Origin of the sequence: Pseudomonas sp. RW10S2 (genome assembly GCF_014268985.1) — a bacterium.
GTDB lineage: Bacteria > Pseudomonadota > Gammaproteobacteria > Pseudomonadales > Pseudomonadaceae > Aquipseudomonas > Aquipseudomonas wayambapalatensis.
Map to the genome: position 1 here is coordinate 37,726 of NZ_JABWRO010000012.1, position 24,426 is coordinate 62,151.

Below are 24,426 nucleotides of genomic sequence, written 5' to 3' on the forward strand. Positions count from 1 at the left end.
CCAGCATGGCGCGGCGTTGCACGTTCGGCATCGAGGAAGAATACCTGTTGGTGGACTTGGCCACGGGCCGGGTCATGGCCGCGCCGTCCTCGGCCGTGGTCCGCTGTTGCCGCGATGTGTTGGGGCCCTGGTTCGCCGAGGAAATGTTCCGCAGCCAAGTGGAAGTCGCCTCGCCGGTATTCGACACGCTGCACCAGGCCTGTGCCTTTTTCACCGAGCAGCGCCAGCGCCTGAGCCTGGCATTGGCGGGCGAGGGGGTCGGCCTTTACGGCGCGGGGAGCCATCCGAGTGCCCAATGGCTGCGCCAACACCCACGGGAAGCCCCGCACTACCGTCAGTTGTTCGACGATTACCGGCTGGTGGCCCGGCGCAGCCTGTTGAACGGCCTGCACGTGCATGTCGGCGTGCCGCAGGGCGTCGATCGCATGCAGGTGATCAATCGGGTGTTGTACTGGTTACCGCTGCTGCTGACACTCAGCACCTCCTCTGCGTACTGGGGCGGACAAGACACCGGCTACATGAGCTACCGCCGCGTGGTGTGCGGGGAGTGGCCGCACATGGGCCTGCCCGAGCCGCTGCCGGACTGGCGCGCCTACGAGCGTTACCGGGCGCTGCTGCAACGCACTGGCAGCCTGGCCAAGGATGGCGACTTCTGGTGGGCGATCAGGCCCTCGCGACGGTTTCCGACCGTCGAACTGCGGATCTGCGATGGTTGCCCCCGGCTGGACGATGCCTTGGCCATCGCCGCGCTGTTTCGCCATCTCGTCGAGCATGCACTGGGGCGCGATGGCGCTGTCGCCAGCCGCGAGATGCGCTGGATCACCCACGAAAACTATTGGCGTGCCCTGCGTCAGGGCCGCCTGGGCACTTTCATCGGTGTGCACGACCAACAGCCGGTGAACGCCGAAGGTTGGCTGGCGCAACTGCAGGCGCAATGTCCAGCCGACACCGTCGACGCTGATCGCGCCTTCATGCACGCCCGGCGCATCCTGCGCGACGGCACCAGTGCCGACCACCAGCGCGCGACCTATGCGCTGGCCCGCGACCAAGGCCTGGACGACCGACAGGGGCTGCGCAACGTGGTGAAACAGGTGATGGAGCACCAGTTGTCGGTGCCCGGGACTGGTTGAGTAAACCATCCGCAGATCCTTTGCCTCGAACGCTGTGTGATTCGCGATCAGGCAACACCTAGCCAAACCAGAAGGAGTCCAACCCATGCCAAGCAAGCCCCAGGACCAATTCACCCTGCAAAATCCCCTGACCCAGTACCCCCATCCGCCGTTTCCGGCCCAGGGCCAACCCGCCCCAGGGCTGGATGCCCATATGCAGCCCAAGCCCGACCACGGTGAAACCACCTACAAGGGTTTCGGGCGCCTGGCCGGACGTCGCGCCCTGATCACCGGCGCCGACTCGGGTATCGGACGTGCCGTGGCCATCGCCTTCGCCCGCGAGGGCGCCGACATCGCCCTCAACTATCTGCCCACGGAGGAGCGCGATGCCCGGGAGGTGGTCCAGTTGATCGAGCGTGAAGGCCGCAAGGCCGTGGCGCTTCCCGGCGACCTCAAGGACCCGCGCTTCTGCAGCCAGTTGGTAGACCAGGCCCACGAACAGCTCGGCGGCCTGGATATCCTGGTCAACGTTGCCGGCAAGCAAGTGGCGCGCGAGGACATTGGCCAGATCAGCCATGAGCAGTTCGACCACACCCTCAAGACCAACGTCTACGCGCTGTTCTGGCTTTGCCAGGCCGCCGTGCCGCTGATGCCTGCCGGGGCGACCATCATCAACACCGCCTCGATCCAGTCCTACCAGCCATCGGCGACGCTGCTCGACTACGCCACCACCAAGGCGGCCATCGTGGCCTTCACCAAGGCGCTGGCCAAGCAGGTGATCGAGCGCGGCATCCGCGTCAACGCGGTGGCTCCAGGCCCGATCTGGACCGTGCTGCAGCCCAGTGGCGGCCAACCACCGGAAAAGATCCCCGACTTCGGTGGGCATACGCCGATGAAACGCCCGGGCCAGCCCGCCGAGTGCGCCCCGTTGTACGTGCTGCTGGCCAGCCAGGAGTCGAGCTATATCACCGGGGAGGTGTTCGGCGTCACCGGGGGCAATCCACTGCCATAGGGCAAAGTCGAATAAACCTTGGCCGCGCCGCGCAGTCAGTCGTTGTAAGAGGCCCCTGCATACGGGCCTGGGAGGTGGCTGATGAAACTCGTCTGTCTGCTGCGTGGCTGTCAGTGGCGCAGCCTGTTGATCCGTGAAATCGCCGGGCTTGACTGTCAGTGCTGCGAACGCTGCGGCGCGCTGCGCTACAGCCAGCCCGGCCAACCATTCGCTGCGTAGGAGCCGACCATGGCCCGGGCAATCTGGAAAGGCGCGATCAGCTTCGGCCTCGTGCATATCCCTGTCTCTCTCAATACCGCCGTGCGCACCGAGCGGGTGGACTTCGACTGGCTCGACAAGCGCAGCATGGAGCCGGTGGGCTACAAGCGGGTGAACAAGGTGACTGGCAAGGAGATCGACAAGGAACACATCGTCAAGGGTGTCGAGTACGAGAAGGGCCGCTATGTGGTGATCAGCGAGGAGGAGATTCGCAAGGCGCGGCCCGAGGCGACCCAGACCATCGATATTTTTTCCTTCGTCGACGCCGCAGAGATCCCGCTGCAACAGTTCGACACGCCGTACTACCTGAGCCCCGACCGTCGTGGCGGCAAGGTCTATGCCTTGTTGCGCGAGACCTTGCACAGCACCGGCAAGGTAGCCTTGGCCACCGTGGTGCTGCACACCCGCCAGCACCTGGCGTTGCTGCGCCCGCTGGAGGATGCGCTGGTGATGATTACCCTGCGCTGGCCCGAGGAAGTCCGTGGCCTGGAGTCGCTGGAGCTGGACAGGAGCGTGACCGACACCAAGGTCGACAAGCGCGAACTGGACATGGCCAAGCGACTGGTGGAGGACATGAGTGGGCCATGGAAGCCAGACGAGTACCACGATGCCTTTCGCCAGACCATCCTTGACCTGGTGGAAGAGAAGGCGAGCAAGGGCAAGATCGCGACGGTGGACAAAGGTGAGGGGGCGACGGCAGAGAAGAGCGCCGACATCATCGACCTCACCGAGTTGCTCAAGCGCAGCCTTGGCGGCAAGACCAAAGCGAAGAAACCAGCGAGCAAGCGACCGCGCAAGGCGTCCTAGGGCGGGAGCGCACCCTACCGCATCAGGCCCTCCAGAGCGCTCAGGTAATCGCCGAAGCCTTGGCGAGCCCGGCTGTCCCGCCGACTGCTGGTGGCCACGCTGTGCGCTGCGGTCCAGACGATCTGCGCGCCACTGGCTTCCAAGGCCAGCACCAGTTGCACATCTTCATCGGCTGGCAATGGTTGGAATCCGCCAACGCGCTCATAGGCCTTGGCGCACACGCCCAGGTTGGCACCATGGATGTGCCGGTGCCCGTCCCGGGCTTGGTAACGGCTGCGGTATAGCTGGCGCAGGGCGGCGTTCTGCCAGGGCTGCCAGCGCTCGATGTGCACCGTGCCGCAGACAGCGTCAGCGTGCCATTGCAACTGCGATACCAGCCAGTGCTCGGGCACGCGACTGTCGGCGTCGGTAAAGGCCAGCCACCGCGCGCCGCGCTCGATCATCCACGCAGCGCCCTGGCGTCGGGCAATGCCGACGTTGCCGGCCTGCAGCTCCAGAGTGTGCACGCCATGACGGCGAGCGATGCGTGCGCTGGCGTCGGTGCAGCGATCGAGCACCACCAGGACCTCGGCCACCAGGCCCGCCGCCTTGGCCCGTGCCACCGCCTGCGTGACGGCGCGCAGGCAGTGCCCGAGGCGGCGGGCTTCGTTGTGGGCGGGAATGATGACGGCGATCATGGGCAAGTCTCGTCCAGGTCTACGACGCTGGGTTGGCACGACCAGTATTCGAGCAGGAAATCCGCCTCTTCGTGGCGCAACAGCGGATACAGCGGCAAATGCCGGGCAAGCAGAGCGTGGACCTCACGCCCATCCTGAGGGCAACCGGCGATGGGATGGCGCCAGTGGCACACCAGCAGGCCGCCGTCATAGGTCAGGCTGGCCACCGATTGCTCGATCACCTGCAGCCAGTCGGTGGGGTCCAGGTAGTAGCCGATTTCGCTCAGCACGATCAGGTCGAATTGTCCGCCGGGCCAGTCGCCCGGCAGGTGCCCTTGCTCGACGCAGGCATGGTTCACTCCCGCCAAGCGCTGGCGGGCCAGTGCCACGGCGGTGGCGTCGATGTCCTGGCACAGCAGGTCGGCGCAGCGCTCGGCCAGCAGCACGCTGAGCTCGCCGTTGGCGCACGCCGGCTCGAACACACGCTCGTAGCACTGGCGGGGCAGGCTGGCCAGGGTCAGGTCGCGCTTGCGCCGTTCGTACCAGCGGGTACGAAAGGCCCATGGGTCATCGTTGTCGGCATACAGGTTGGCGAAATACTGCGCATCGAGGCTCATGGTGACTCCATTGCGGGCAGGAACGGTTGCAAGGGATGCAGCCGGTGGCTGCCTGAATCAGGTGCTGGCTCATAGTTGCCATGCGCCTGCCGGCATGCCGGTCAGCTGCTGGCCCAGCTCGGCGAGGTCGCGCTCAGCGTGACTTTGACGCAGGTATACCGGCAGGTCGGCGCTGAGCCGGGCGAAATGGCTGTTGCGACAGAACGGCGTGGCGCCCAGCGCTCGGCCGACATGCCAGATGACCTGCTCGACGGCATGCTCGACCTGAGCGCGGGTGCGGCGCACCTGGAAACTGGCATCGTCATGGGGGTGCCGATCGATCCAGGCAGCGCATTCGCGCAGGGCGGCGCGGGCACCGAACAAGACGGCGTCGACCGCGCCCAAGTGGGCATCGGCGTGTGGGTCGGGTCGGGGTTTGACGCAGTGTTCGCGCAGGTAGTCCGCCAAGGCTTCGGCTGCGCCATACCAGCAGGCGGCAATGCCCGCGCCGCCTTGCCAGAATCCTGGGCGGGACAGGTATTGGCCGGGCGCGCCGATGGCCAGCCCCGGCGAATCATCGAACTCGAGGGTGACGCTGGTGGTGGTGGCCATGCCAACGGCCTGCCAGTGCTCGGCCTGAATGCGCTGGCTGGGATGGGAGAGCTCGATGGCCACCAACTGTGGCTGCTCGTCGTCCCAGGCGGTCACCAGCGCGCGATCGATCTGCAATGCCCCCGAACACCAGGCTTTGCGGCCTTGCAGGCGAACCTGGTCGCCGTCCCGGGCGACGATGCGGGTGCGAGCATCCGGTGGTTCGGCAGCCCACACGCCCCAGATCCCGTCGTCGGCGTGGTGCTCGGCGGCGCATTCACTGAGGATCGCCAGGGCGTCCGTATGGCCCTCGTAGAGCTTGGCCAGGGCCAGGTCGCAGCCGGCGACCCGCGCCAGGATCCTCCAGCGTTCCAGGGTACGGCCCTGGCCCGGCAGCGGCAGGCGGTCGAGGTGATCGGCCTGCAGCATGTGCAGCAGCTCTGGTAGCTGGGTGTCGAGATCGATCGCCTGCCGTCGCGCGCTGAAAGGGCGCAACAGGTGATCGAGGCGGACCCGGTCGAAGTCATGGGCGGTGCTCATCGGCTTGGCGCTCCTTCACTCGATTCCCAGTTGCTTGCGCATGCGCGCGGTGATGGATTGGCGGGTCCTGGCCATTTCGGACCAAGGGTCGTCGACCTGTGCAAGACGCTCGTGCAGGTTGCCGATATTCCATTGGTCAGCGCCTTTGAGCTGGCTCAGCTCTTCGCGCCAGATCGGCACCGAAACCGGCAGGCCTTCGCGAGCGCGCAGCGAATAAGCCGCTACGGTGGTGGCGCCCTTGCCGTTGCGCAGGTAGTCGATGAAGATCCGCCCGACCCGATTCTTCGGGCCGGAAACGGCACTGAGGCGATCAGGGAACAGCGCGGCCATGTGCTCGACCAAGGCATGGCTGAAATCCTTTACCTCATCCCAGCCCGCACGCCGGGTCAGCGGCACGACCAGGTGTATCCCCTTGCCGCCGCTGGTCTTGAGAAACACCTTCAGGCCCAGTTCATCGAGCAGGGTCAGGGTCAGTTGGGTGGCTTCGAGCATGGCTTTCCAGGGCAGCGCGGGGTCTGGGTCGAGGTCGAGCACGAAGCGGTCGGGCTTGTCGAAGTCTTTGTTGGTGGCGTTCCAGGTGTGCAGTTCGAGGGTATTCATCTGCACCGCGCCGAGCAGGCTGTCGGCGCGGTTGAGCACCATGGCCGCCTGGCCGGCCTGGGCCTTGCTGTAGCTGAGCACCTTGGGAATGTGCAGCTGGCCGGCATTCTTCTGGAAGAACAACTCGCCAGCCAGGCCATCCGGTGCCCGGACCAGGGCGACGGGCCGATCCTTGAGCTGAGGCAGCAGCCAGTCGGCGACCTGGGCGTAGTACTCGGCGACCTGGCGCTTGGTTGCACCGATGGTTGCGTCAACCACGCGGTCGGGGTGGGTCAGGCGCAGGCTGCCCGGCGCCTTCGGTTGTGGCTGTGCTGCGCGCTTGGCGGGCATCGCTTTCTCCAGGTCGATGGCGGTGGCGGGCTTGTCGTCGCGCAGGCCATGGAACACCGCGTGGCGCACGATGCCTTCGCGGGTCATCTGGGCATAGGCCACTTCGGCCAGCAGATGAGGCTTGAGCCAGTGCACGCCGCGGACTTCGGCGCCGGTGGGGGGGCTGGGCAACGGCGCTTTGGCGGTCCGCAGCGGCTTGAGGCGAGCGAGGATGCTGTCCAGGGTGGCGGCGCTGAAGCCGGTGCCGACCTTGCCGACGTAGCGCAACTGGCCGCTATCGTGGTCATGCAGGGCCAGCAGCAGGGCGCCGAAGCCGTGGCGGCTGCCCTTGGGGTCGGTGTAGCCGACGATCACGAATTCCTGGCGCTGCTTGCACTTGAGCTTGACCCAGTCGCTGCTGCGTCGGCCCACGTAGGGGCTGTCGGCGCGTTTGCCGATCAGGCCCTCCAGTTGCAGGCGGCAGGCGCTGTCGAGCAGCGAGTCGACCGGCTCCTCGAAGTCTGCGGAGTACCTGAGCACCGGCGATGCGTTGTCTTCCAGCAGCCGGGCCAAGGTGTCGCGACGCGCCTTTAGCGGTAGTTCGCGCAGGTCCTCTCGCCCCAGCCAGGGCAGGTCGAACAGGTAATAGGTGATGCGTTCGTCGTGCTCGGTGTCGAAGGCATTCTGCAACGCCTGGAAATCGGCGACGCCATTGTCATCGACCACCACCATTTCGCCATCCAGCCACGCGGCGTCGAGCCCGAGCGCCTTTAGCGCCTCGACCTGACGGGGCATCTTCGCACTCCAGTCGTGGCCATTGCGGGTGAACAGGCGTACGTCGTCACCGTCGATGCGCGCGAGGATGCGGTAGCCATCAAACTTGACTTCATAGCGCCAGTCGCCGCTGGGGGGGGAATCGACCAAGGTGGCCAGTTGCGGCTGGAGCTTGTCGGGCAGGGCTTTGGCGCGGGCCTTGTGCTTGCGCGGGCTGGCGGAGGTTGTCTTGGCCGGACGCCTTGGCGGCAGACTGCGCTCGCTGAGGACGCTGTCGGGCAGGGCTTCGACGATGCTGTAGTCGACCTCGCTGCGCGCTCGCCCGTCATTTGACTTGACCAGCATCCATTGCTCCTTCTTGCCGGCCAGCTGGGTGCGGAACAGGTTCCAGACCCCCGACAGTTTCTCGCCCTGCAGGCGAAAGCGCAGCTTGCCCTTGGCATAGGCTTGACGCGGGTCGCCTTCGGGTTCCCAGATGCCCCGGTCCCAGACGATCACATCGCCAGCGCCGTAGTGACCGTCCGGGATGTGCCCTTCGAAGTTGGCGTAGTCCAGCGGGTGATCCTCGACATGCACCGCCAGGCGCCGGACCTTGGGGTCCAGGGAGGGCCCCTTGGGGATTGCCCAGCTTTTCAAGGTGCCGTCGAGTTCCAGGCGCAAGTCGTAGTGCAGGTGGCTGGCGTCGTGTTTCTGGATGCAGTACTGCAGCGCGTGCGCCGAGCGTGGCTTGGCGTGTTTGCCTAGCGGTTCGGAGGTGGCGTTGAAGTCGCGCTTGCGATGGTACTCCTGCAGGGGCTTGGCCATGGCGGGCTCCGGGAGGGTTCGCGGGTCTCAAGGTTGGGAGGCGGCGATACTGCGCGGAGTTCAATAAAAGCGCGGAGCAGGGCGTAGCAAGAAACTCTGAATCATTTCCCTGCGTGGGAGTCGACCGAGTGAAGCCCCCAATCGGAGAACACTCATGCCTACACCTGATGACCCAAGACCGCAGGTCGAGATCGATGACACCGAGGACCGCATGGGAAGCGTCCACGAGCTGGATTTCAGTGAGCGCCGCGATGAACGCCAGGGGCGTGTCGGCGACGAGCGTCCGGCGCGTGAGATCGCCGAGGACTATCCGCCCCGACGTGTTGCCGAAAGCGGCATGACCGGTGGCGAGGCCTTGAGCGACAGCCTGCACGAGGACAATGTCACCCTGGACGACCTGAGCCCGGACACGCTGTTCGATGAAACCGGTGCTCGTGATCCGCATGAGCCTGGCAGCGGTAGCAGACCTGCCGACCAGACTCTGCGTCAGGTAGACGCTCACGAGATCGGTGGCGGCATTGGCCTGGACGAGGCTGAGCTGGCTCGCTCGGCACCGTTGGACGGCGAGCCGTGGACCGACGATGTCAGCTCTGAAGATGACAGGCGCGAGCCGTGATAAACGAGCATGCTGTTCCTGCAACAGCCGATCATCCGGCCCTGCGCTTCGCTGCGGATTCCCTCACACCGGCCTTGCTCCCGGGAGGGCTGTGACTTGCCCGCGAAACAGCGACACTGCCCGATCAGGCCGCCGCCACTTTGCCCGCCGGCGCAGGGTTCTCCTCCCCACGACAGGCCTCGGCCAACGACAGGCTCTTGGTTTCCGGCGCCCAGGCCATCGACACCAGTGCCCCGAACAGCAGGATCCCGGCGAGGATCGCCATGGTCGGATTCAGGCCGATCCCGGCCACGCTCACCGGCAGCAGGAAGGTACTGATCGCCGATCCCAGCCGGCTTGCTGCGGTGGCCAAACCGATGCCGCTGGCGCGCACTTCGGTGGGGAAGCTCTCGGCCGGGTACACACCGACCAGGTTGCTCACCGCCGACAGCACCAGGGTGAACAGCCCGAACAGCGCCACCATCGCCACCATCGCCCAGGCCATGCTGCTGGGCATTAGCACCAGCAGGAACAGCGCCGCCGCCAGGATCAGGAAGCTGTTGATCAGAAAGCCGCGGCGGCTGAATTTGATGGTGCACCAGATCCCCAGCAGTGCGCCGACGATCAGCAGGGCATTGAGCATCATCTCGGTGCCGAAGCCTTCGGCCAGCCCCATCTTCTGCAGGATCGCTGGCAGGAAGGTGTAGATGGCGAAGTAAGGCATGACGATGCAGATGAAGAACAGGCAGTTGAACGCCGTGCGCTTGCGGTACTCACGGCTGAACAGGGCGGCGAAACCGCTGTGGCTGGGTCGGGCGACTTCGTCGTCGAGTACCACGTTGGCGCCCAGGTGCTTGCGTACGATGGCGCGGGCTTCCTCGGCGCGGCCCTGGTGCATCAGCCAGCGTGGCGATTCCGGCGTGCCGATACGGGCGATGAGGATCATTGCTGCCGGAATGGCCGAGGACGCCAGCATCCAGCGCCAGGCATCGTCGCCCAGCGGCAGCAGGGCCGTGCCGACGAAGGTTGCGGCGACATAACCGAAGGTCCAGATCACGCTGAACGAGCCCAGCAGCACGCCACGGTGCTTGCGCGGCGAGAACTCGGCAAGCATGGCGTGGCCGACGCTGAAGTCGCCGCCAAGCCCAATGCCGATCAGTACCCGGCAAAGGAACAGTTGCGTTGCCGTCTCGACGAAGAACTGCATCACCGAGGCGAGGGTGATGAGCACGAAACTGATCAGGAAAATCTTCTGGCGCCCCAGTCGGTCGGAGATCCAGCCGAAGAACAGGCTGCCCAGGAAAAGCCCGAGCAACGCCGAGGCGCCGATCAGCCCCTGCCATAACGGGCTCAACTGCATCTGCGGATTGATCAGGGTGAAGGCGATACCGATCAGGCCGAGGATATAGCCGTCGGTGAAATGCGCGCCGAAGGTCAGGCCGGCGATCTTGATATGAAAACGTCCGATCGGCAGGTCGTCGATCTTGACTGTCTGTCCCGTCATGTTGACACCTCGTTGTTATTGTTTGGGTCAGGGGCGTTGCGGTCCTCGTAGGAGCGGGCTGGCCCGCGAATGCGTCGGTGCCGTCACTATTGCATTCGCGGGCAAGCCCGCTCCCACAGGGATTTTTGGGCTGGCCTTGATTTTGAGCAAGACAGTTGCTCCTACAAAGGCAGGGTCAGCTGTTCAGTCCACCCATCAGCACGTACTTGATCTCCAGGTAGTCCTCCAGGCCGTACTTGGAGCCTTCACGGCCCATGCCCGACTCCTTGATGCCACCAAAGGGCGCCACCTCGGTGGAGATGATCCCTTCGTTGACCCCGACGATCCCGGCCTCCAGGCCCTCGGCCATGCGCCAGACGCGGCCGATGTCGCGGCTGTAGAAGTACGCCGACAGGCCATAGGGCGTGTCGTTGGCCAGGCGCAGGACCTGGGCCTCGTCCTGGAAGCGCAGGCATGCCGCCACGGGGCCGAAGGTCTCCTCGCTGGCGATCAGCATGTCCGCCGTGGCTTCGGCCAGCACTGTCGGCTCGTAGAAAGTGCCGCCCAACGCATGCCGACGGCCACCACAGAGCAGGCGCGCGCCGTGCTCGAGCGCGTCGCCCACGTGCTGCTCCACCTTGGCCAGCGCCGCAGCGTTGATCAGCGGGCCTTGCTCGGTCTCGCCCTGCAGCGCATCACCGACGCGCAAGGCTTGCACGGCTTCGGCAAGCTTGCGGGTGAAGGCTTCGTACACACCGTCCTGGATATAGAAGCGGTTGACACACACGCAGGTCTGCCCGGTATTGCGGAACTTCGAGGCCATGGCCCCGCGTACGGCGGCGTCGAGGTCGGCGTCGTCGAAGACAATGAACGGGGCATTGCCGCCCAGCTCCAGCGAGACCTTTTTCAAGGTGTCGGCGGCTTGGCGCATCAGCAGCTTGCCAGTGCGGGTGGAGCCGGTGAACGACAGCTTGCGCACCACGGTCGAGGCCTGCAGCGCGCCGCCGATGGCCGGGGCGTCGCCGGAAACGATGTTGAACACACCTGCCGGTACGCCGGCCTGCTCGGCCAGCAGCGCCAGGGCGAAGGCTGACAGTGGCGTCTCTTCGGAGGGCTTGAGGATCAGCGTGCAGCCGGCCGCCAGGGCTGGGCCGACCTTGCGGGTGACCATCGCCAGGGGGAAGTTCCATGGCGTGATCGCCGCGACCACGCCGATCGGCTCCTTGGTCACCAGCACCCGCGCGTCGGCCTTGGGCGTGGGAATGATATCGCCGTACACACGCCGGCCTTCCTCGGCGAACCATTCGAGAAAGCTCGCTGCATAGGCCACTTCGCCCTTGGCTTCGGCCAGCGGCTTGCCTTGCTCACGGCTGAGCAGGGCGGCGAGAGCGTCGCGTTGCTCGAGCATCAGTTCGGACCAGCGGCGCAGGATCTGCGCACGTTCCTTGGCCAGCTTGCCGCGCCAGGCGGGCAGGGCACGTTCGGCGGCGGCGATGGCCGCCTTGGTTTCCTCGGCGCCGCCGCGCGGCACCTGGGCCAGGGTTTCGCCCGTGGCCGGGTTGATCACGGGATAGGTGGCGCCGCCACTGAGCCATTGCCCATCGATGTAGTGTCCTGTCTTGAGCAGCGTCCTCATGCCACTGCCTCCTGGATCGCGAAGTCGCCGCGTGGCGGGCGGCCGACACGCAGGATGCGCTTGCCGGCGGTGTAGTCGTTGATCAGGTCGCAGGGCGTGTAGTTGCGCTCCAGTTCGTACAGGTCCTCTTCGTCCAGGCGCATGTCCAGTGCTGCCAGGGCGCTGTCGAACTGCGCCGTGGAGTCCGCGCCGACCAGCATGCTGTCCACGCCAGGGTGCTGCAGGACCCAGGCCTGGGCTACCTGGGCGTTGGACACGCCGTGACGCTGGGCCACGCGCTGCACCGAGCGGGCGATGGCGAACGAGGCTTCGTCGCTGTACATCTGCTGGGTGAAGAAATCGGTCTGGTTGCGGGTCGACTGCACGTCGCCGGTCAGCAGGCCGCGGGCCAGCGGGCTGAACACCGAGACGCCCAGGCCCTGGTCGCGGCAGAACGGAATCATCTCGCGTTCTTCTTCACGGTAGGCGCAGTTGAGCTGCAACTGCATGTTGATCGGTTTGGCCCAGCCATGGCGCTCGCAGGCCAGGAGGATTTTCGCCAGTTGCCCGGTGAGCATGGTCGATACCCCGATGTAGCGGGCCTTGCCGGCGCGGACGATGTCGTTGAGCGCCTCCATGGTTTCTTCGACGGGGGTGTTCACATCGAAGAAATGCAGCATGTAGACGTCGAAGTAATCCATGCCGGCGCGTTGCAGCGAGGCGTCGATGCCGTCGAGGATGTGCTTGCGCGAATGGCCACTGGCGTTGATGCCATTGCGGGTGCCGTAGCCGACCTTGGTGGTCACCACCACGTCGTCACGACGCACCAGGCGCTTGAGGATACGCCCGACCACTTCCTCGCCGACGCCAGCGGAATAGAAGTCAGCCAGGTCGATGAAGTTCACCCCCTTGTCCAGCGCGTGACGCACGATCGGCTCGCTGGCCGCTTCGTCGAAGATCCACGGCTTCCACTGCGGTGTGCCCATGTTCATGGTGCCCAGGCACAGCTTGGAGACTTGCAGGCCGGAGTGGCCCAGACGGATGTATTGCATGGTCGGACCTCAGGCTTTCGGGGTGTAGAAGGGGTTGGCGATCTGGTTGACCACATCGGCCAGCTGCGCGCGGGTCGGCAGGCCCTGGAGGGCGGCGCGGATCGCGGTGCGGCAGGCGCTGTAGTTGTTCAGGTAGACGGCATCGAGGTCGTCGCAGGCCGGGTTGACCCAGTTGGCGGTGACGATGGCCCATTCATCCTCGGCTTCGGCCGGCAGGGTGCCGTCGAGCAGGGCTTCGGTGACCGCCTTGGCGATACCGGCCTGGGACGCGCCCCAGGTGGCGTTGGCGTGCAGGTCGCCGCCGATCACCGCCTTGTTGACGTACAGGGTCATGGGTTTGACCGGGATGTTCGGCTGGGCGATGACCATGAACGGGCAGTGGCCCTGGCTGGGAGAGGCCAGGCTGTTGGCGAAGGCCTGGCCGGCCGGGCCGTTGCGTGGCCCCATCATGATGTTGATGTGCGCGGCGTTGACGCCGGGGCCTTCGAAACCTTCGCCGATGTACAGGGCAAGTTGCTTCATGAAAAAACCTCGATCACTCACAGGAGAACGAAGCCTCGGCGGCACCTGCCGCGCGAGGCGCGAAATCAGGTGCTCGTTACGCAACAAGGGCGAAGGGGTATCTGCAATGCAGGCATGGTGCGACGCTCTTTGTTGTTGTTGGGCGAGCCGTGCTGGCGGGGCCAGTCGTGAGGATTTGTATCAGGCGGGGAGCGCGGGGCAGTAGGGAGAAGAAATCAAGGGGGTATGAGGGCAAGTCATAGCGCCGGTTTTACTGGCACGAGGGCAACGGCAAGTGATCGATGCCGAGGTGAATTCAGCTGGCGCTGAGGCTGACGCGGTTGCGGCCGCTGTGCTTGGCCGCATACAGGGCGCGGTCGGCCTTGCTCAAGGCGTCTGCTGGGTCGTCCTCGCCGCCAGGCCAGCAGGCGACACCGAGCGAGATGGTCACGGCACCGACCGGTTCGAAGGGGGTGTCCTGCACCACCCGGCGCAGGCGTTCGGCAACGCTTTGCGCGACCTCCAGGCTGGCACCGGGCAGCAGCATGAGAAACTCCTCGCCACCGGTGCGGCACAGCACATCGCCTTCGCGGCAACAGGTGCGCATCAGCTCGGCCAGCGAGCGCAGCACCTGGTCGCCAACATCGTGACCGTATTGATCGTTGATGCGCTTGAAGTGATCGATATCCAGGACGATGACACAGAAGGTGCGATTATCGGCCTGCAGCAGCGACAGGCTCAGGTCCAGGCGGCGACGGTTGCCAAGGCCGGTGAGCGGGTCGGTCTGCGCATCGCGGTTCAGGCGTCCGATGCGCTCCTGCAACAGGTTCAACCCGAACAGCAGGGCGCGCTTGAGCTCGGCAGCCTCGAAATACCAGGCTCGCACGGCATGGATGCGTTCGTGGGTGTCGGCCTTGTCCAGGCCGCGGGCGCCGGCAGCCAGTTGCCAGAGTGGCCGGGTGATGGTCAGCGCGAGCGACCACAGGGCAAGGCCGCCGAGCAAGGCGAGGGGGACGGAAATGCCGACCACGTTGAGGATCAGCCGTTGCGACGGTTGCACGGTCTTGGTCAGCGGCTGCTGGGCGACGATGGTCCAGCCGCTGACTGGCACCGTGGCGAAACCTGCGACCATCTCGACCCCCAGGCTGTTGGTGAACTGCTGGGTGCCGCTGTCTTTGTTGTGCAGTTGATCGATCATGGGGTTGTCCTTAACCACCGTGCCTACCCGTTCGGCGTCCGGGTGATAGAGCAGGCGGCGGTTGTGATCGACCACGTAGAGATAGGAGCCATCCTGGTAGAAGTGTTCGCCCAGCAGGCTGTTGAGGATGTTGTGTTGGCGCAGGTAGAGGCTGCCGCCGACATACCCGAGGTAGCGGCCGTCCTCGGCGAAGATCGGCTGCGAGGCGACCACCACGAGGTTGTTGGCCTGGGAAATGAACGGCGTCGAGATCAGCGCCCGGCGTTCGCGCAGCGCTTCCAATGCCCCCGGCGTCTCCATGCGCTGTCCGAGCATGGTGCGCAGGGGCGCGGGCGAGACCGCTCGCAGGATACCTTCACTGTCGACGAAGAAGGTGGAGTTGAAGGCATTGCTCTGGGCCAGCAGGCGTTCACTTTCGCGTTGCAGGCGGGCCGTGTCGTCAAGCATCCCTTCGCTGTTCTCGGCACTGAAGGCAAGCTGCTTGAGCGCGCCTTCCAGGAACAGTTCGGTGATCGATGCCAGCTTGGCCGCATACACCCAGTTCGATTCCAGCGAGTGATCGATCAGCAGTTGGCGCTGCACCCGGTAGCTGGCGAAATAGCTGGTCAGCAGCATTACCACGGCGGTGAGTGTCGACAACAGGAGGATGAGCGTGCGCAGGTCCAGGCGCAGGCCTTTCTTGGCGTGTGGCAATCTGGATCTCGCTGGTGGGACGTTGCGGATAACCTTACGCGCAATGTGTGTCTGACGCTATCGGGTAACCATCTGCTGCTCAGGGTTGGCCAATCTGTACGAGTTCCAGTGTCTTTTTCGCCAGCGCGCTCTGGAATGCTTCAACCGCAGTCAAGACCTCTTCGCCAAGATCCTCCCCGGTGCTGTTGATGGTGTTCAGGCTCTGTTTGAGCACCGGGTTGCTGTAAGTAACGATTTCCTTGGCCGCAACCTGCCTGAGCAAACGGTTGCACAGTGCTCTGCCTTGAGCCGTGATGCCGACGTAGAGGCTGATGATCAGGTCGTTGGTCTGAATGCGGAAGAACTTGACGTGGTCGGCGAACAAATGGAACCGAGGGTGGTACATGCCGGTGAAACTGTCTGGCTGCGGGTAATGGCGCAACACCGGGGCTGTTGGGTCGAGCCAGACGTCGTCGCTTTTGAGCAGGTTGCAGTCGACGCAGGCAACGGCAAGATTCCAGAAGTGGAAGCTGTACTGGACGAACGCTGACCTGGGCAGGATGTGCTCGATAGGTTTGGCATTGGCGATATTGAACAGTGGACGCTGACAGTAGCAGCAGAGGTGCCCCTGTTCGGCCTCCAGGAATTTCCTCAGGTGTTGCCTGGCGAGCACGCCTGTCACTCCGGAAGTTCTGTGTCGGTCGTGATGGTAGAACTGCGTCCAGTGATCGACGCCGGACGGCGCATTGCCCTGTTGTCGGCTGTCGAACTCCTGCAATACCCGCAGCTCGTAGCCCTTGATCAGGGCCAGGGTGCCTTTGCGGTGTCTTTCTACGCTGTGACAGACACTGTTGTAGCGCTCCTCGATGGTGCGCATGCGCTCGAGATGCTCTTGCCGTGTCATGGCCTGGCTGCCTTGCCAATGAGGTCGATGGCCGCGATGGCTTTCTCGATGAGGTCGAGGTCACTTTCCTTGCTGCGCTTGCTTTGCGGGTCTGCGTGGCGTCCTTGAAGGTGGCGCTCGCTGGTGGTGATGATTTTCTGCAGCTCCTGCAACTCGTTGATCGCGGTGTTCTCCGGCTGATCAGCTTCGGACGCAGGCTGGTTGGCCTGTGCAATGGTGTCGGCGACCAGGCGTGCACAGCGCTCGTGAACCTCCCGGTTATGCGGGGTGTAGGTCTTGAAACCGTCCAGCAATACGGTTTCGACGGAGCGTCGCTTGTCGGGGGAAATACTGTGCAGTTCCCCTCCCTGGGCCAGGAAACAGTGATCGGTTGGCCAGGTAGCGTTGGCGATGAGCACCGGGGAGTGGGTCGCGACGAGAAAGTGGATCTGTATCTTGCTGCACAGGTCGCTGAACAATGTCGGCAGCAGTTGTTGCCACGCCGTGTGCAGGCTGATTTCCGGCTCGTCGATGACGATCACGTCATCAGCCTGAGCTGCTTCGATGATGTTGATCAGTAATGTTGTGAGGGCCTGCTCACCGGAGCTGAGGTGGGAGAAGGGGATGACAGGGCGGCTGCCTGTGTGGTCATCAGGCTCCTTGCGAACCATGGCGATTTCGTAATCGTCAGCATTGATGCCTTGAGCCATCTTGCTGCTCAGGGGAACGATCGAGCCACTGTCGGTGGTCGCGGTCTTGCCTTGACGGACCAGATAGTAACGTGATGACAGATCGAGTTTGTCCAGGCAGGTAGAGAGCCAAGCCCGTCGATGCTTCGCGTCATGGATGTTGATGACGCGTTGGGTTATCTGTCGGGCACGCGCGACATTGGAAATGACGGATTTGGAACTGCGCGGGCCTCGGTAGAGGAAGTGCGTGGATGACTCACCCTTGACGAAATCGAAGCGGTCGGAGCTTGCGTTGGTGATGCCGATGGCTCGGCGTCCTTCACTGCCCAGCGTATCGACGACACTGCGCAGAAGAAAGCTTTTGCCCTCGCCGTTGTTGCCGATGACGTAGCAACAGGAAGGGGGTTGATGTGCCGAAAGCAATGCAATGACAGGTTGAGCGTCGATCATCAACGAGGGTTGCTTCTTTGCGGTCCCTGCCTGCCGAGTCTGGCCCTTGGACGCTTTCAACGGTTCATCCTTGGTGGACTGGCGACATAGCCCTGCAATGTCCCTGTAGCCGTCTTTGAACTGACCGTTGACGATCCTGCGCACCTGTGTCGGCAAGATTTCGTCATCGGGTGCAGAACGTTTTTCCCAGAGGTTGAAGATCACGGCTGCGAGGGTAGTTCGCTCAACGGGGTCCAGCGATGACAGTTGCTCGTTGTCCATGTCGACGCTGATGTGCAGGGTAGGACGCTCCTGCTGTTCGGCCTCCAGTGCGCGGGTGTCGGCGATGATCAGCAAGTAAGGGGCGAGTTTTCCATCCGGGCTGTAGCTGGTGAAGTCGATGAGTGCGTCGATATGTGCCTGGCGTTTCAGAAAATCGAGAATCTTGGTAGGTGACGTGTTCTTGTTATGTGCTTTGTGCGGCGCGACGACGAAGAGTCGCCCATCTTTTTGGTTGAGTAGCAGGTATTTCAGTCCGCCAGGCGACACTGTGCTGGCGGCTCCGTTCCCGCTTTTGCTCTCGTTCTGGGTCGCGAAATCGACGAGATAGGCGGCTCCCTCGTAAGTTTTATTTTTAAGTAAAGAGTTTTCAACATAGGTCGGGGTGGACGCTGTACTTACGAACTTCAGGTCTATCAAGCCTCTATGCTCGGAGGGCGGTTGCTTTATCATGTGACAGTTGTAGGGGTTTTCTACCGCGGCCAAACTGATTTCCGCAGTCGTCGGCGTCATGTCTACCAACATCGGGGAACTGAGTCTGGGGATGACCAGATTGAGGAACGTGGCCACGACTTTGGGATGCCGGTAATCGATATTGATCAGTCTGGCAATGAAGATATCGATGGCATAGTTCAGCAGGTGTCGGATTTCTTGCTTGGACGCGTGGGCATCCAGATGTTCCATGATTCTGCGCTCAAGGTCTTCAAGCAGATCATTTGAATATTTAGACAAGAAAGTGTTATCGAGCGTTGCCTTGTCATTGAGAGACGACAGCCTCTGGGCGAGGGTCGTTTTTTCCCACATGTTTGGCATGCGCAATATATGTTTTTGGCGCTCGCATAACATCAAGATTATCAGCCAGGGCAAATCGTCAGGCTTGATGGTCTTATGAGTGTTGGCAAGTGACATCAAGGTCTTGAAGTGTTGCTCGGATATCAGGTCGCGTTCGTCGTAATGCATTTAAGATGGCTTATGTTGTATTTCAATTCGATCCGTGAAGATACCCGATCAGCTCAAGGCTGCCGCGGAGCGAGCTCCGACAGCTCGTCCTCCACCTGCTGCATGCGCTCTTCAGCCAATGCCTGCACGTGCTTGTCCTGCGCTGTGGCACGCATCAAACCGGTAAGTTTCTCGCTCAGGCGCTTGCCTTCCTCGCTCTCACCCAGTTGCCGGGCTTTCTGCGGGTCCTGGGTGGCCGCCACGATGGTGTCGAACTCGGCATCGCTGAAGTTCTTCTCGCTGTAGAGCTTGAACAGGTCCTTGCGTTGGTCCTCGACGGTCAGGTGCTTGTGCAGCACCTCCTTGATCTTGTCCTGCGGCACCTGCGGGTGAGTCATCGCCAGCAGTTGGGCCATGCGCTCGATGTTGTGGTCGTAGGCTTCCTGCAGCGGCAGGTTGGCCAGGATCCGCTCCTCGCGGGTGGGTTTCTGATCGCAGGCAGCGAGGGTGGTGAGCAACAGCAAGGGCAGCAGCAGTTTCGGCAGGCGAGGCATGGAGGGTGGCTCTGGAGGTTCGAGGGAATGAGTTTACTGCAAGGCCTGCGGGCACGGCAGTGTAGGAAATGGCCTAGGCAAGCGTCCTGCGGTGTCACGTTGAGGCTCAACACAGCGTTTTTGACGCGGGGCCTGCTGCACTCGGTTAATACGGGGCGGACCTACCAAGGAGACCTCCATGCATATCGACCATCTGATTGGCGACATCGTCCCAAGACTGCCCTTCGCCTCGTCCGAAGACGCCCAGGCATTTTTGTCGAACTTGACGGCCGAGGATCAGATTGCCCTGATCTCGGCGCTGTACTTCGGCCGCTCGCATCTTCACAGCGATACTGTCAACGAAGACTACCTGCCGTACCTGCTTTCCGGTGACATGAATCGGTTCTGGGAGCAGGGCAATATTTCACCGAGCGACTTTGCCACCATCCTCTATGAAAAGGGCAGTAACCTGGTCAGCTACTACGACGCGTTCATCCGCGCAACTGACGGATCGGGCTACGACCGTTCGAACTACTGAGCCCTGGGTTGCCCGGGATCAGCTCTTCATCGGATTGCGCAAGCGCACCCAGACGATCGCGGGCAACGCCATCAACAACCATTTGAGGTACTGGTTCACGCCAAAGTGTTCGCAGAGCGTGCCGATGGCCGTGCAGAGCACGACCACCACCACGAACTGAATCATCCTGTTCATCTCGGGGGTTTCCGTCGTTGGGAAGGGCGATGGTAAACGATTCGGGCGCTTTCGCTCACAGATACTTGAGCCAACGAATGTCTCGGCGGCGGGCCTTGAATCCGGCGAACTTTCGCACCGGCCAGTACAGGGCCGCCGCCAGCAATGTGGCGACCAACCACAGTGCACCGACGCTATCGAAACCGAAATACTCGCCCTGGTTGTGCCCGAACAGGCCGACGCTGGCCAGGTAGAAGACTTTCAGCGCGTACAGGTGCAGCAGGTAGAAGAACATCGGCGCGCTGCCGAACACGGTCAGCACGCCGATCCAGCGTCCCTGGTCGGCGCGTTCGAAGACGCGCAGCAGCAACAGGCCGACACCCAGGGTCAGCAGCAGGAACAGCAGCGACGGTGGATACTTGGTGATGTTGAGCAGGCTCATCAGGGTCTGGGTCAGGTCAGGGTAGAGCTGCCACTGGGCCTCGCCATAGCCGTTGACCAGGCGCAGAGCCAGGAAACCAAGCAGCGCGCCGGTGCCGGCGAACAGCAACCGGCGTTGGCGCTGCGCGGTATCGCTACCTTGCGCGAACCATGGCCCCAAGGCGTAGCCCAGGGCGATCACACCGATCCAGGGCAGCAGCGGGTAGGAGGTTCGCAACCGCAGGTTCTGTGACACCTCCAGCCAACCGCGGTCATGCAGGATCGCCCAAGGGGCGTGCATCATTGTGCCGGGTGCGAAGTGCAGGCTGTCGAGCAGGTTGTGGCCAGCGATGATGGCCATACCCAGCGCCATCAACAGCGGGCGCGGCAGCCACACCAGCAGCGACAGCACGATCATGCTCAGGCCGATGGCCCAGATCACTTGCAGGTAGATCACGCTGGGCGGCAGTTGGAAGGTCCAGGCGAAGTTGACCAGGGTGAACTCCAGCACCACGAGAAACAGGCCGCGCTTGAGCAGGAACGCCGAGACATCGCCACGGCCCTGGTGTTTTTCGCCGTAGAGCCAGGCGCTCAGCCCGGTCAGCATGACGAACACCGGGGCGCACAGGTGGGCGAGGGCGCGGCTGGCGAACAGGGCGGGCTCGGTGGTGTCGATGGTCATCGGGTCGCTGACCTGACGATGCAGGAAGAAGGTTTCGCGCACGTGGTCCAGCAGCATGAACAGGATGACCAGGCCGCGCAGGGCGTCGATGCTGTGCAGGCGGGGAGAGGGTGGTGTGGATGGCATGGGTCTGGGACAGAGTTGAGTAAGATTTGGAATGTTATCTTATATCTTTGTTGTTGTGGTGATGTTGAGGGCCCTATCGCGGGACGAGTCGCAGCGGCGAACCGCCGCTCCCACAGGTGCTCCACCAGTCTTCAGGAGGGTGATTACCTGAGGGAGGGGGCTGGTCCCTCGATAGGGCCGGCGAGGCCTACGGCATCAGAAGCTGTAGTCCACCGTCGCGAAGTACGAGCGCGGCGCGCCCAGCAGCCATTGTTCGCCACTGTGCGCGGCAACCACGTAGTCGCGGTTGAACAGGTTGTTCAATTGCAGGCCAAGGCGTACGTCGGGCAGTACCTGCCAGCCGAGATTGGCATCGACCACGGTGTAGCCAGGGACGCTGTAGGCGTTGGCGGTATCGGCATAGCGCTGGTCGATGTAGCGCAGGCCAATGCCGGCGTCGACGGTCTGGCCGAAGCCTTTGTTGAGCCAGAGGTTGGCGGTACGGCGCGGGACGTTGGCGGGGCGGTTGCCGGCGCGGTCCTGGGCGATGCTGCCGACGATCTCGTCGAAATCATCGTACTTGGCGCGGACCACCGAGGCGTTTGCCGATACCTGCCATTGGTGGCCCAGATCCAGCTCCAGCGCGGCTTCCAGGCCGTCGGAGGTCTGCTGGCCTGCCTGTTGTTTCTCATGGCTGATCGGGTTGTCGACCAACAGCTTCTTCTTGACGATGTGATAGGCGGCCAGGGTCCATTCACCGCGCCCATCCCAGAAGCGCTGCTTGAGCCCCAGCTCGGTCTGCTTCGATTCGGTCAGGTCGTAGTTGATCTGGCTCGGGCTGAGGCTGATGAGGTTGTTCACGCCGTCTTCGCTGGTGGAGTACTGGCCGTACAGCGACAGGTTGTCGGTTATCGCGAACACCAGGCCGGCGCGCCAGTTGCCGCCTTGCAGGCTGCGGTCGACGCGAGTGTCGTTGGTCAGGTTGTCACGGTCGATGTGGTTCTGGTCGCGGCGGATACCGGTCACCAGCGACAGGCGATCGGTCAGTTGGGTGCGGTTCTCGGCGAACAGGGCGAAGGTGTGGGTCGTCGAGAGGGTCTGCGCACGTGTGACGTTCCGGCTGTGGAACCAGCCCGGTGCCGGATTCCAGGGATCGACGTAGTCGCCGCCGACATCGCTGTACGGCGAGTTGCTGTCGACATTGAAGCGGATCTTGTTGTACTCCGCGCCGAGCACGGTCTTGCTGTTCAGCCCGAACAACGAGTGATCGATGGTGAAGCTCTGGCGGTCGCCGATCTGCTCCTGGTTGTGCTTGATCTCCAGGTAGCTCGCGCGCTCCAGCTGCTCGCGGCTCGGATCCCAGGTGTAGTCCTCGGCATTGCGCCAATGCCGGCGGCTCTTGATGTAGTACAGCTGGTTGCTGGCAGTGACGCTGTCGCTGAGGGCCCAGTCGGTGTTGAAGCGGGTCCATTCGTCATGGTAGCGCTGCACGTCGTTCTGGATGTTGTAGTTCTTCTTGCGCAGGCTGTCGCGCAGGTGGCCGTCGATCAGCGGCGTGCCGAAGTAGTTCGATGGCTGTGCGTCGCCACGTTCATGGGCCAACGTGAAGCTCAGGTCATCGGTGGCATCGAAGCGCAACGCAGCACTCAAGGCCAGGCTGTGAGAGTCGGTGCGGTCGACCCAGCCATTGCCTTCCTGCTTGTTCAGGGTCAGGCGGTAGCTCAGGCGTTCGCTCAGGCTGCCGCCGCTGTCCAGGCCCAGTTGCTGGCGATCCCATGAGCCATAGCCCAGGCGCAGGTGATTGCGGATCTCGCCGTCGAAGGGTTTTTTCGGGATCACGTTGATCACCGCGCCCGTGGCCCCTTCGCCATAAAGTACCGAGGCGGGGCCTCGGATCACGTCGATGCGCTCGACCATCCACGGGTCCACCGGAAAGGTCTGGGTGCCAGCGCCGGTGTACAGGCGCGAACCGTCGAACAAGGTCATCACCGAAGAGTGTCCGCTGAAACCACGGGCGGAGAGCGCAGTGTTGCCGTTGCCCGGGGTGCCGACGGAGGTGATGCCGGGCGAGCGGGTCACTGCATCCTGCACCGTGAGGTTGGCGCGCTGCCGGATCTGCTCGGCGGTGATGCTGGTGGTGCTGGCCGGGGTTTCCAGGGCGCTGAGGTTCAGGCGCGAACCGGCTTGGGTAGGGGTTGCCAGGTCGACGCTCTGTTCGTCGCGGGTCTCTGTGATCGCCGTCGAGGGCAGGTCGAGGACCTTGCCTTGCGGCTGCTCGGCCAGCGCCGGCAGGGACACCGCCATGCAGGCGGCCAGGGTGTGAAGCTTGAAGTGTCGGGACATGTCGTTCCAGGGGTTCAGGAATGAATGGATCCCGGTGGAAACAACGCAAAGACGAGCAGACACGCACGCAGGCGCGCACGCGAACACCGGCCTGCGCCCGCCCACCGCGGGTTTGCCAACAGAAGCGTCAGGCCGGTCTCCGGGCTTGCGAGGGTCGTGAAGCCTTCACCTTCCCATGCATGAGCACAGTGGTGTGTCGAAGGATTCGCTCGCTTACCGTTGCGGGGGCAGCGCCGGACTTGTCTGCAAAGACGCACCGGCTTCCCGTTTCACCCTGCGCACGGCGGCGCAGGACACCTGAAACTGGCGCGCATCTGATCATCGAACGCAGAGGGAGTCAATCGTTTGGATGGGCGAAAAAACGTGATGGGTTGCAGGGTTGCGCGTTTTTATTGGATTTTTTTCGAACTTTTCCTACTGACGTTGTCTCGAACCGCTCGTTCGCCCTTTTTTATTCAACGTCATGGAGACTTTTGCGAATGTTCACTGGAAAACTGCTGCGTCACACTTGCGCCCTGGCCCTCCTCGGCGCGCCGCTGGCAGCGATGGCAGCTCCCAGCACCGAGCCCCTGTTCACCTTCGGCCTGCTCGGTTCCTACGACAAGTTCAAGTTCGAAGGCGGCGGCGACTCCGACAAGGAGCACCTGGGCCAAGGCGGTGTGTTCGCCAACTTCGGCAACAAGATGACGGCCGAGTCCGGCTTCATCTACCAGATCGGTGCCGAAGCCAAGTACGGCAAGAAGAACGACAACAAGCTCAAGGAGGCACAAGCCGACCTCGACCTTGGCTGGCGTGCCGCGCTGGATGCGCGCAACTTCGTCGATGTGATCGTCGGTGGTGGCTACAGCTGGACCCGTTTCGAGCCCGAGATCAACGACCTGGATACCAAGCTGACCTACAAGTCGCCGTTCGCCAAGGCGGCGCTGGGTTACAACCACCAGTTCGACGCCTCGACCCTGCGTGTCGAGGTCGGCGCCCGTCATACCATCGATGGCCGTGCACGCCTGAAGGTCGACGACTTCGGCAGCGACAGTGTCGACATGAAGGACCGCACCAACCCGTATGCCGAAGTCACACTGCTGATGAACCAGCAGGGCGGCATGCCGATCCAGGCCGGCGTGTACTACACCCGTACCGAGTACAAGATCGACGAGGACTCGCCGGTTGCCGACAACAACAAGCTCAAGCGTGACGAGTTTGGTGTGAAGGTCGGCCTGGCGTTCTGACGCCTTCGATGGTTGTACGCCGTTTGTAAGGGCAG

General features: G+C 63.3%; 22 protein-coding genes and 1 riboswitch. Of the genes, 7 read left to right on the forward strand and 15 right to left on the reverse strand.

Annotation, left to right across the window (positions count from 1 at the left end; all coding sequences use genetic code 11):
* Window positions 1-5 precede the first annotated feature (5 nt).
* From HU729_RS04660 to HU729_RS04675, 4 genes are all read left to right on the forward strand, one after another.
* Window positions 6-1,130, forward strand: a complete 1,125-nt coding sequence (locus tag HU729_RS04660; RefSeq protein WP_186708607.1) for a carboxylate-amine ligase — start codon at window positions 6-8, stop codon at window positions 1,128-1,130.
* Window positions 1,131-1,215: 85 nt separating this feature from the next.
* A complete protein-coding gene (locus tag HU729_RS04665) occupies window positions 1,216-2,121 on the forward strand; it encodes an SDR family oxidoreductase (RefSeq protein ID WP_186665208.1) in 906 nt (301 codons plus the stop codon).
* Between the two features lie 81 nt (window positions 2,122-2,202).
* Window positions 2,203-2,340, forward strand: a complete 138-nt coding sequence (locus tag HU729_RS04670) for a PSPA7_2676 family Cys-rich small protein (protein WP_186665207.1) — start codon at window positions 2,203-2,205, stop codon at window positions 2,338-2,340.
* Between the two features lie 9 nt (window positions 2,341-2,349).
* The gene (locus HU729_RS04675) at window positions 2,350-3,186 is read left to right on the forward strand and encodes a Ku protein (RefSeq protein WP_186708608.1); all 837 of its coding nucleotides are present in this window, start codon (window positions 2,350-2,352) and stop codon (window positions 3,184-3,186) included.
* Between the two features lie 14 nt (window positions 3,187-3,200).
* Here HU729_RS04675 and HU729_RS04680 read toward each other — a convergent pair whose 3' ends face one another.
* The 4 genes from HU729_RS04680 to ligD form a co-directional block, all read right to left on the reverse strand.
* Window positions 3,201-3,863 (reverse strand): glycosyltransferase, encoded by a 663-nt coding sequence (locus tag HU729_RS04680; RefSeq protein ID WP_186708609.1) that lies wholly within the window; start codon window positions 3,861-3,863, stop codon window positions 3,201-3,203.
* Window positions 3,860-4,459, reverse strand: a complete 600-nt coding sequence (locus tag HU729_RS04685) for a class I SAM-dependent methyltransferase (protein WP_186708610.1) — start codon at window positions 4,457-4,459, stop codon at window positions 3,860-3,862. The genes HU729_RS04680 and HU729_RS04685 overlap by 4 nt, the downstream gene beginning before the upstream one ends.
* Before the next feature lie 69 nt (window positions 4,460-4,528).
* Window positions 4,529-5,569 carry an acyl-CoA dehydrogenase family protein gene (locus tag HU729_RS04690; protein ID WP_186708611.1) on the reverse strand — a complete coding sequence of 347 codons (1,041 nt, stop codon included), beginning with the start codon at window positions 5,567-5,569 and terminating at the stop codon, window positions 4,529-4,531.
* A 15-nt stretch (window positions 5,570-5,584) separates the two neighbouring features.
* A complete protein-coding gene (gene ligD / locus HU729_RS04695; RefSeq protein WP_186708613.1) occupies window positions 5,585-8,056 on the reverse strand; it encodes a DNA ligase D in 2,472 nt (823 codons plus the stop codon).
* Window positions 8,057-8,210: 154 nt separating this feature from the next.
* Here ligD and HU729_RS04700 point away from each other — a divergent pair, with 154 nt between their 5' ends.
* The gene (locus HU729_RS04700; protein WP_186665194.1) at window positions 8,211-8,672 is read left to right on the forward strand and encodes a phosphotransferase system, HPr-related protein; all 462 of its coding nucleotides are present in this window, start codon (window positions 8,211-8,213) and stop codon (window positions 8,670-8,672) included.
* 124 nt (window positions 8,673-8,796) lie between these two features.
* Here the strand turns inward: HU729_RS04700 and HU729_RS04705 are convergent, their stop codons facing one another.
* The 8 genes from HU729_RS04705 to HU729_RS04740 all read right to left on the reverse strand — a co-directional run bounded on the left by HU729_RS04705 (window position 8,797) and on the right by HU729_RS04740 (window position 18,945).
* Window positions 8,797-10,155 carry an MFS transporter gene (locus HU729_RS04705; RefSeq protein WP_186708615.1) on the reverse strand — a complete coding sequence of 453 codons (1,359 nt, stop codon included), beginning with the start codon at window positions 10,153-10,155 and terminating at the stop codon, window positions 8,797-8,799.
* Between the two features lie 175 nt (window positions 10,156-10,330).
* Window positions 10,331-11,770 (reverse strand): NAD-dependent succinate-semialdehyde dehydrogenase, encoded by a 1,440-nt coding sequence (locus tag HU729_RS04710; RefSeq protein WP_186708617.1) that lies wholly within the window; start codon window positions 11,768-11,770, stop codon window positions 10,331-10,333.
* Window positions 11,767-12,801 (reverse strand): aldo/keto reductase, encoded by a 1,035-nt coding sequence (locus HU729_RS04715; protein ID WP_186708619.1) that lies wholly within the window; start codon window positions 12,799-12,801, stop codon window positions 11,767-11,769. Before HU729_RS04715 ends, HU729_RS04710 begins: the two co-directional genes overlap by 4 nt.
* Before the next feature lie 9 nt (window positions 12,802-12,810).
* Window positions 12,811-13,323 (reverse strand): formaldehyde-activating enzyme, encoded by a 513-nt coding sequence (fae, locus tag HU729_RS04720; protein ID WP_186665186.1) that lies wholly within the window; start codon window positions 13,321-13,323, stop codon window positions 12,811-12,813.
* A 295-nt stretch (window positions 13,324-13,618) separates the two neighbouring features.
* Window positions 13,619-15,193: a sensor domain-containing diguanylate cyclase gene (locus tag HU729_RS04725; RefSeq protein ID WP_186708621.1), complete on the reverse strand. Its 1,575-nt coding sequence runs from the start codon at window positions 15,191-15,193 to the stop codon at window positions 13,619-13,621.
* Between the two features lie 79 nt (window positions 15,194-15,272).
* Window positions 15,273-16,076, reverse strand: coding sequence for an HNH endonuclease domain-containing protein (locus HU729_RS04730; RefSeq protein ID WP_238348303.1), 804 nt, complete (start codon window positions 16,074-16,076; stop codon window positions 15,273-15,275).
* Complete coding sequence (locus HU729_RS04735) at window positions 16,073-18,412, reverse strand: AAA family ATPase (protein WP_186708623.1); 2,340 nt, start codon at window positions 18,410-18,412, stop codon at window positions 16,073-16,075. The genes HU729_RS04730 and HU729_RS04735 overlap by 4 nt, the downstream gene beginning before the upstream one ends.
* A gap of 53 nt (window positions 18,413-18,465) precedes the next feature.
* The gene (locus tag HU729_RS04740; protein ID WP_186708625.1) at window positions 18,466-18,945 is read right to left on the reverse strand and encodes a hypothetical protein; all 480 of its coding nucleotides are present in this window, start codon (window positions 18,943-18,945) and stop codon (window positions 18,466-18,468) included.
* 178 nt (window positions 18,946-19,123) lie between these two features.
* Between HU729_RS04740 and HU729_RS04745 the strand changes: the two genes are divergently transcribed.
* On the forward strand, window positions 19,124-19,462 hold the full coding sequence (locus tag HU729_RS04745; RefSeq protein ID WP_186708627.1) for a hypothetical protein: 339 nt from the start codon (window positions 19,124-19,126) through the stop codon (window positions 19,460-19,462).
* 18 nt (window positions 19,463-19,480) lie between these two features.
* Here the strand turns inward: HU729_RS04745 and HU729_RS04750 are convergent, their stop codons facing one another.
* The 3 genes from HU729_RS04750 to HU729_RS04760 all read right to left on the reverse strand — a co-directional run bounded on the left by HU729_RS04750 (window position 19,481) and on the right by HU729_RS04760 (window position 23,165).
* Window positions 19,481-19,636 (reverse strand): hypothetical protein, encoded by a 156-nt coding sequence (locus HU729_RS04750; protein WP_186665180.1) that lies wholly within the window; start codon window positions 19,634-19,636, stop codon window positions 19,481-19,483.
* 55 nt (window positions 19,637-19,691) lie between these two features.
* Window positions 19,692-20,843, reverse strand: coding sequence for a DUF1624 domain-containing protein (locus tag HU729_RS04755; protein WP_186708629.1), 1,152 nt, complete (start codon window positions 20,841-20,843; stop codon window positions 19,692-19,694).
* Between the two features lie 195 nt (window positions 20,844-21,038).
* Window positions 21,039-23,165: a TonB-dependent receptor gene (locus HU729_RS04760; protein WP_186708631.1), complete on the reverse strand. Its 2,127-nt coding sequence runs from the start codon at window positions 23,163-23,165 to the stop codon at window positions 21,039-21,041.
* A gap of 112 nt (window positions 23,166-23,277) precedes the next feature.
* Window positions 23,278-23,481: riboswitch (cobalamin riboswitch) on the reverse strand.
* A gap of 163 nt (window positions 23,482-23,644) precedes the next feature.
* Here HU729_RS04760 and HU729_RS04765 point away from each other — a divergent pair.
* Entirely contained in the window at window positions 23,645-24,391 is a 747-nt protein-coding gene (locus HU729_RS04765; RefSeq protein WP_125929724.1) for an outer membrane beta-barrel protein, read from the forward strand.
* The last annotated feature ends 35 nt before the right edge of the window (window positions 24,392-24,426 follow it).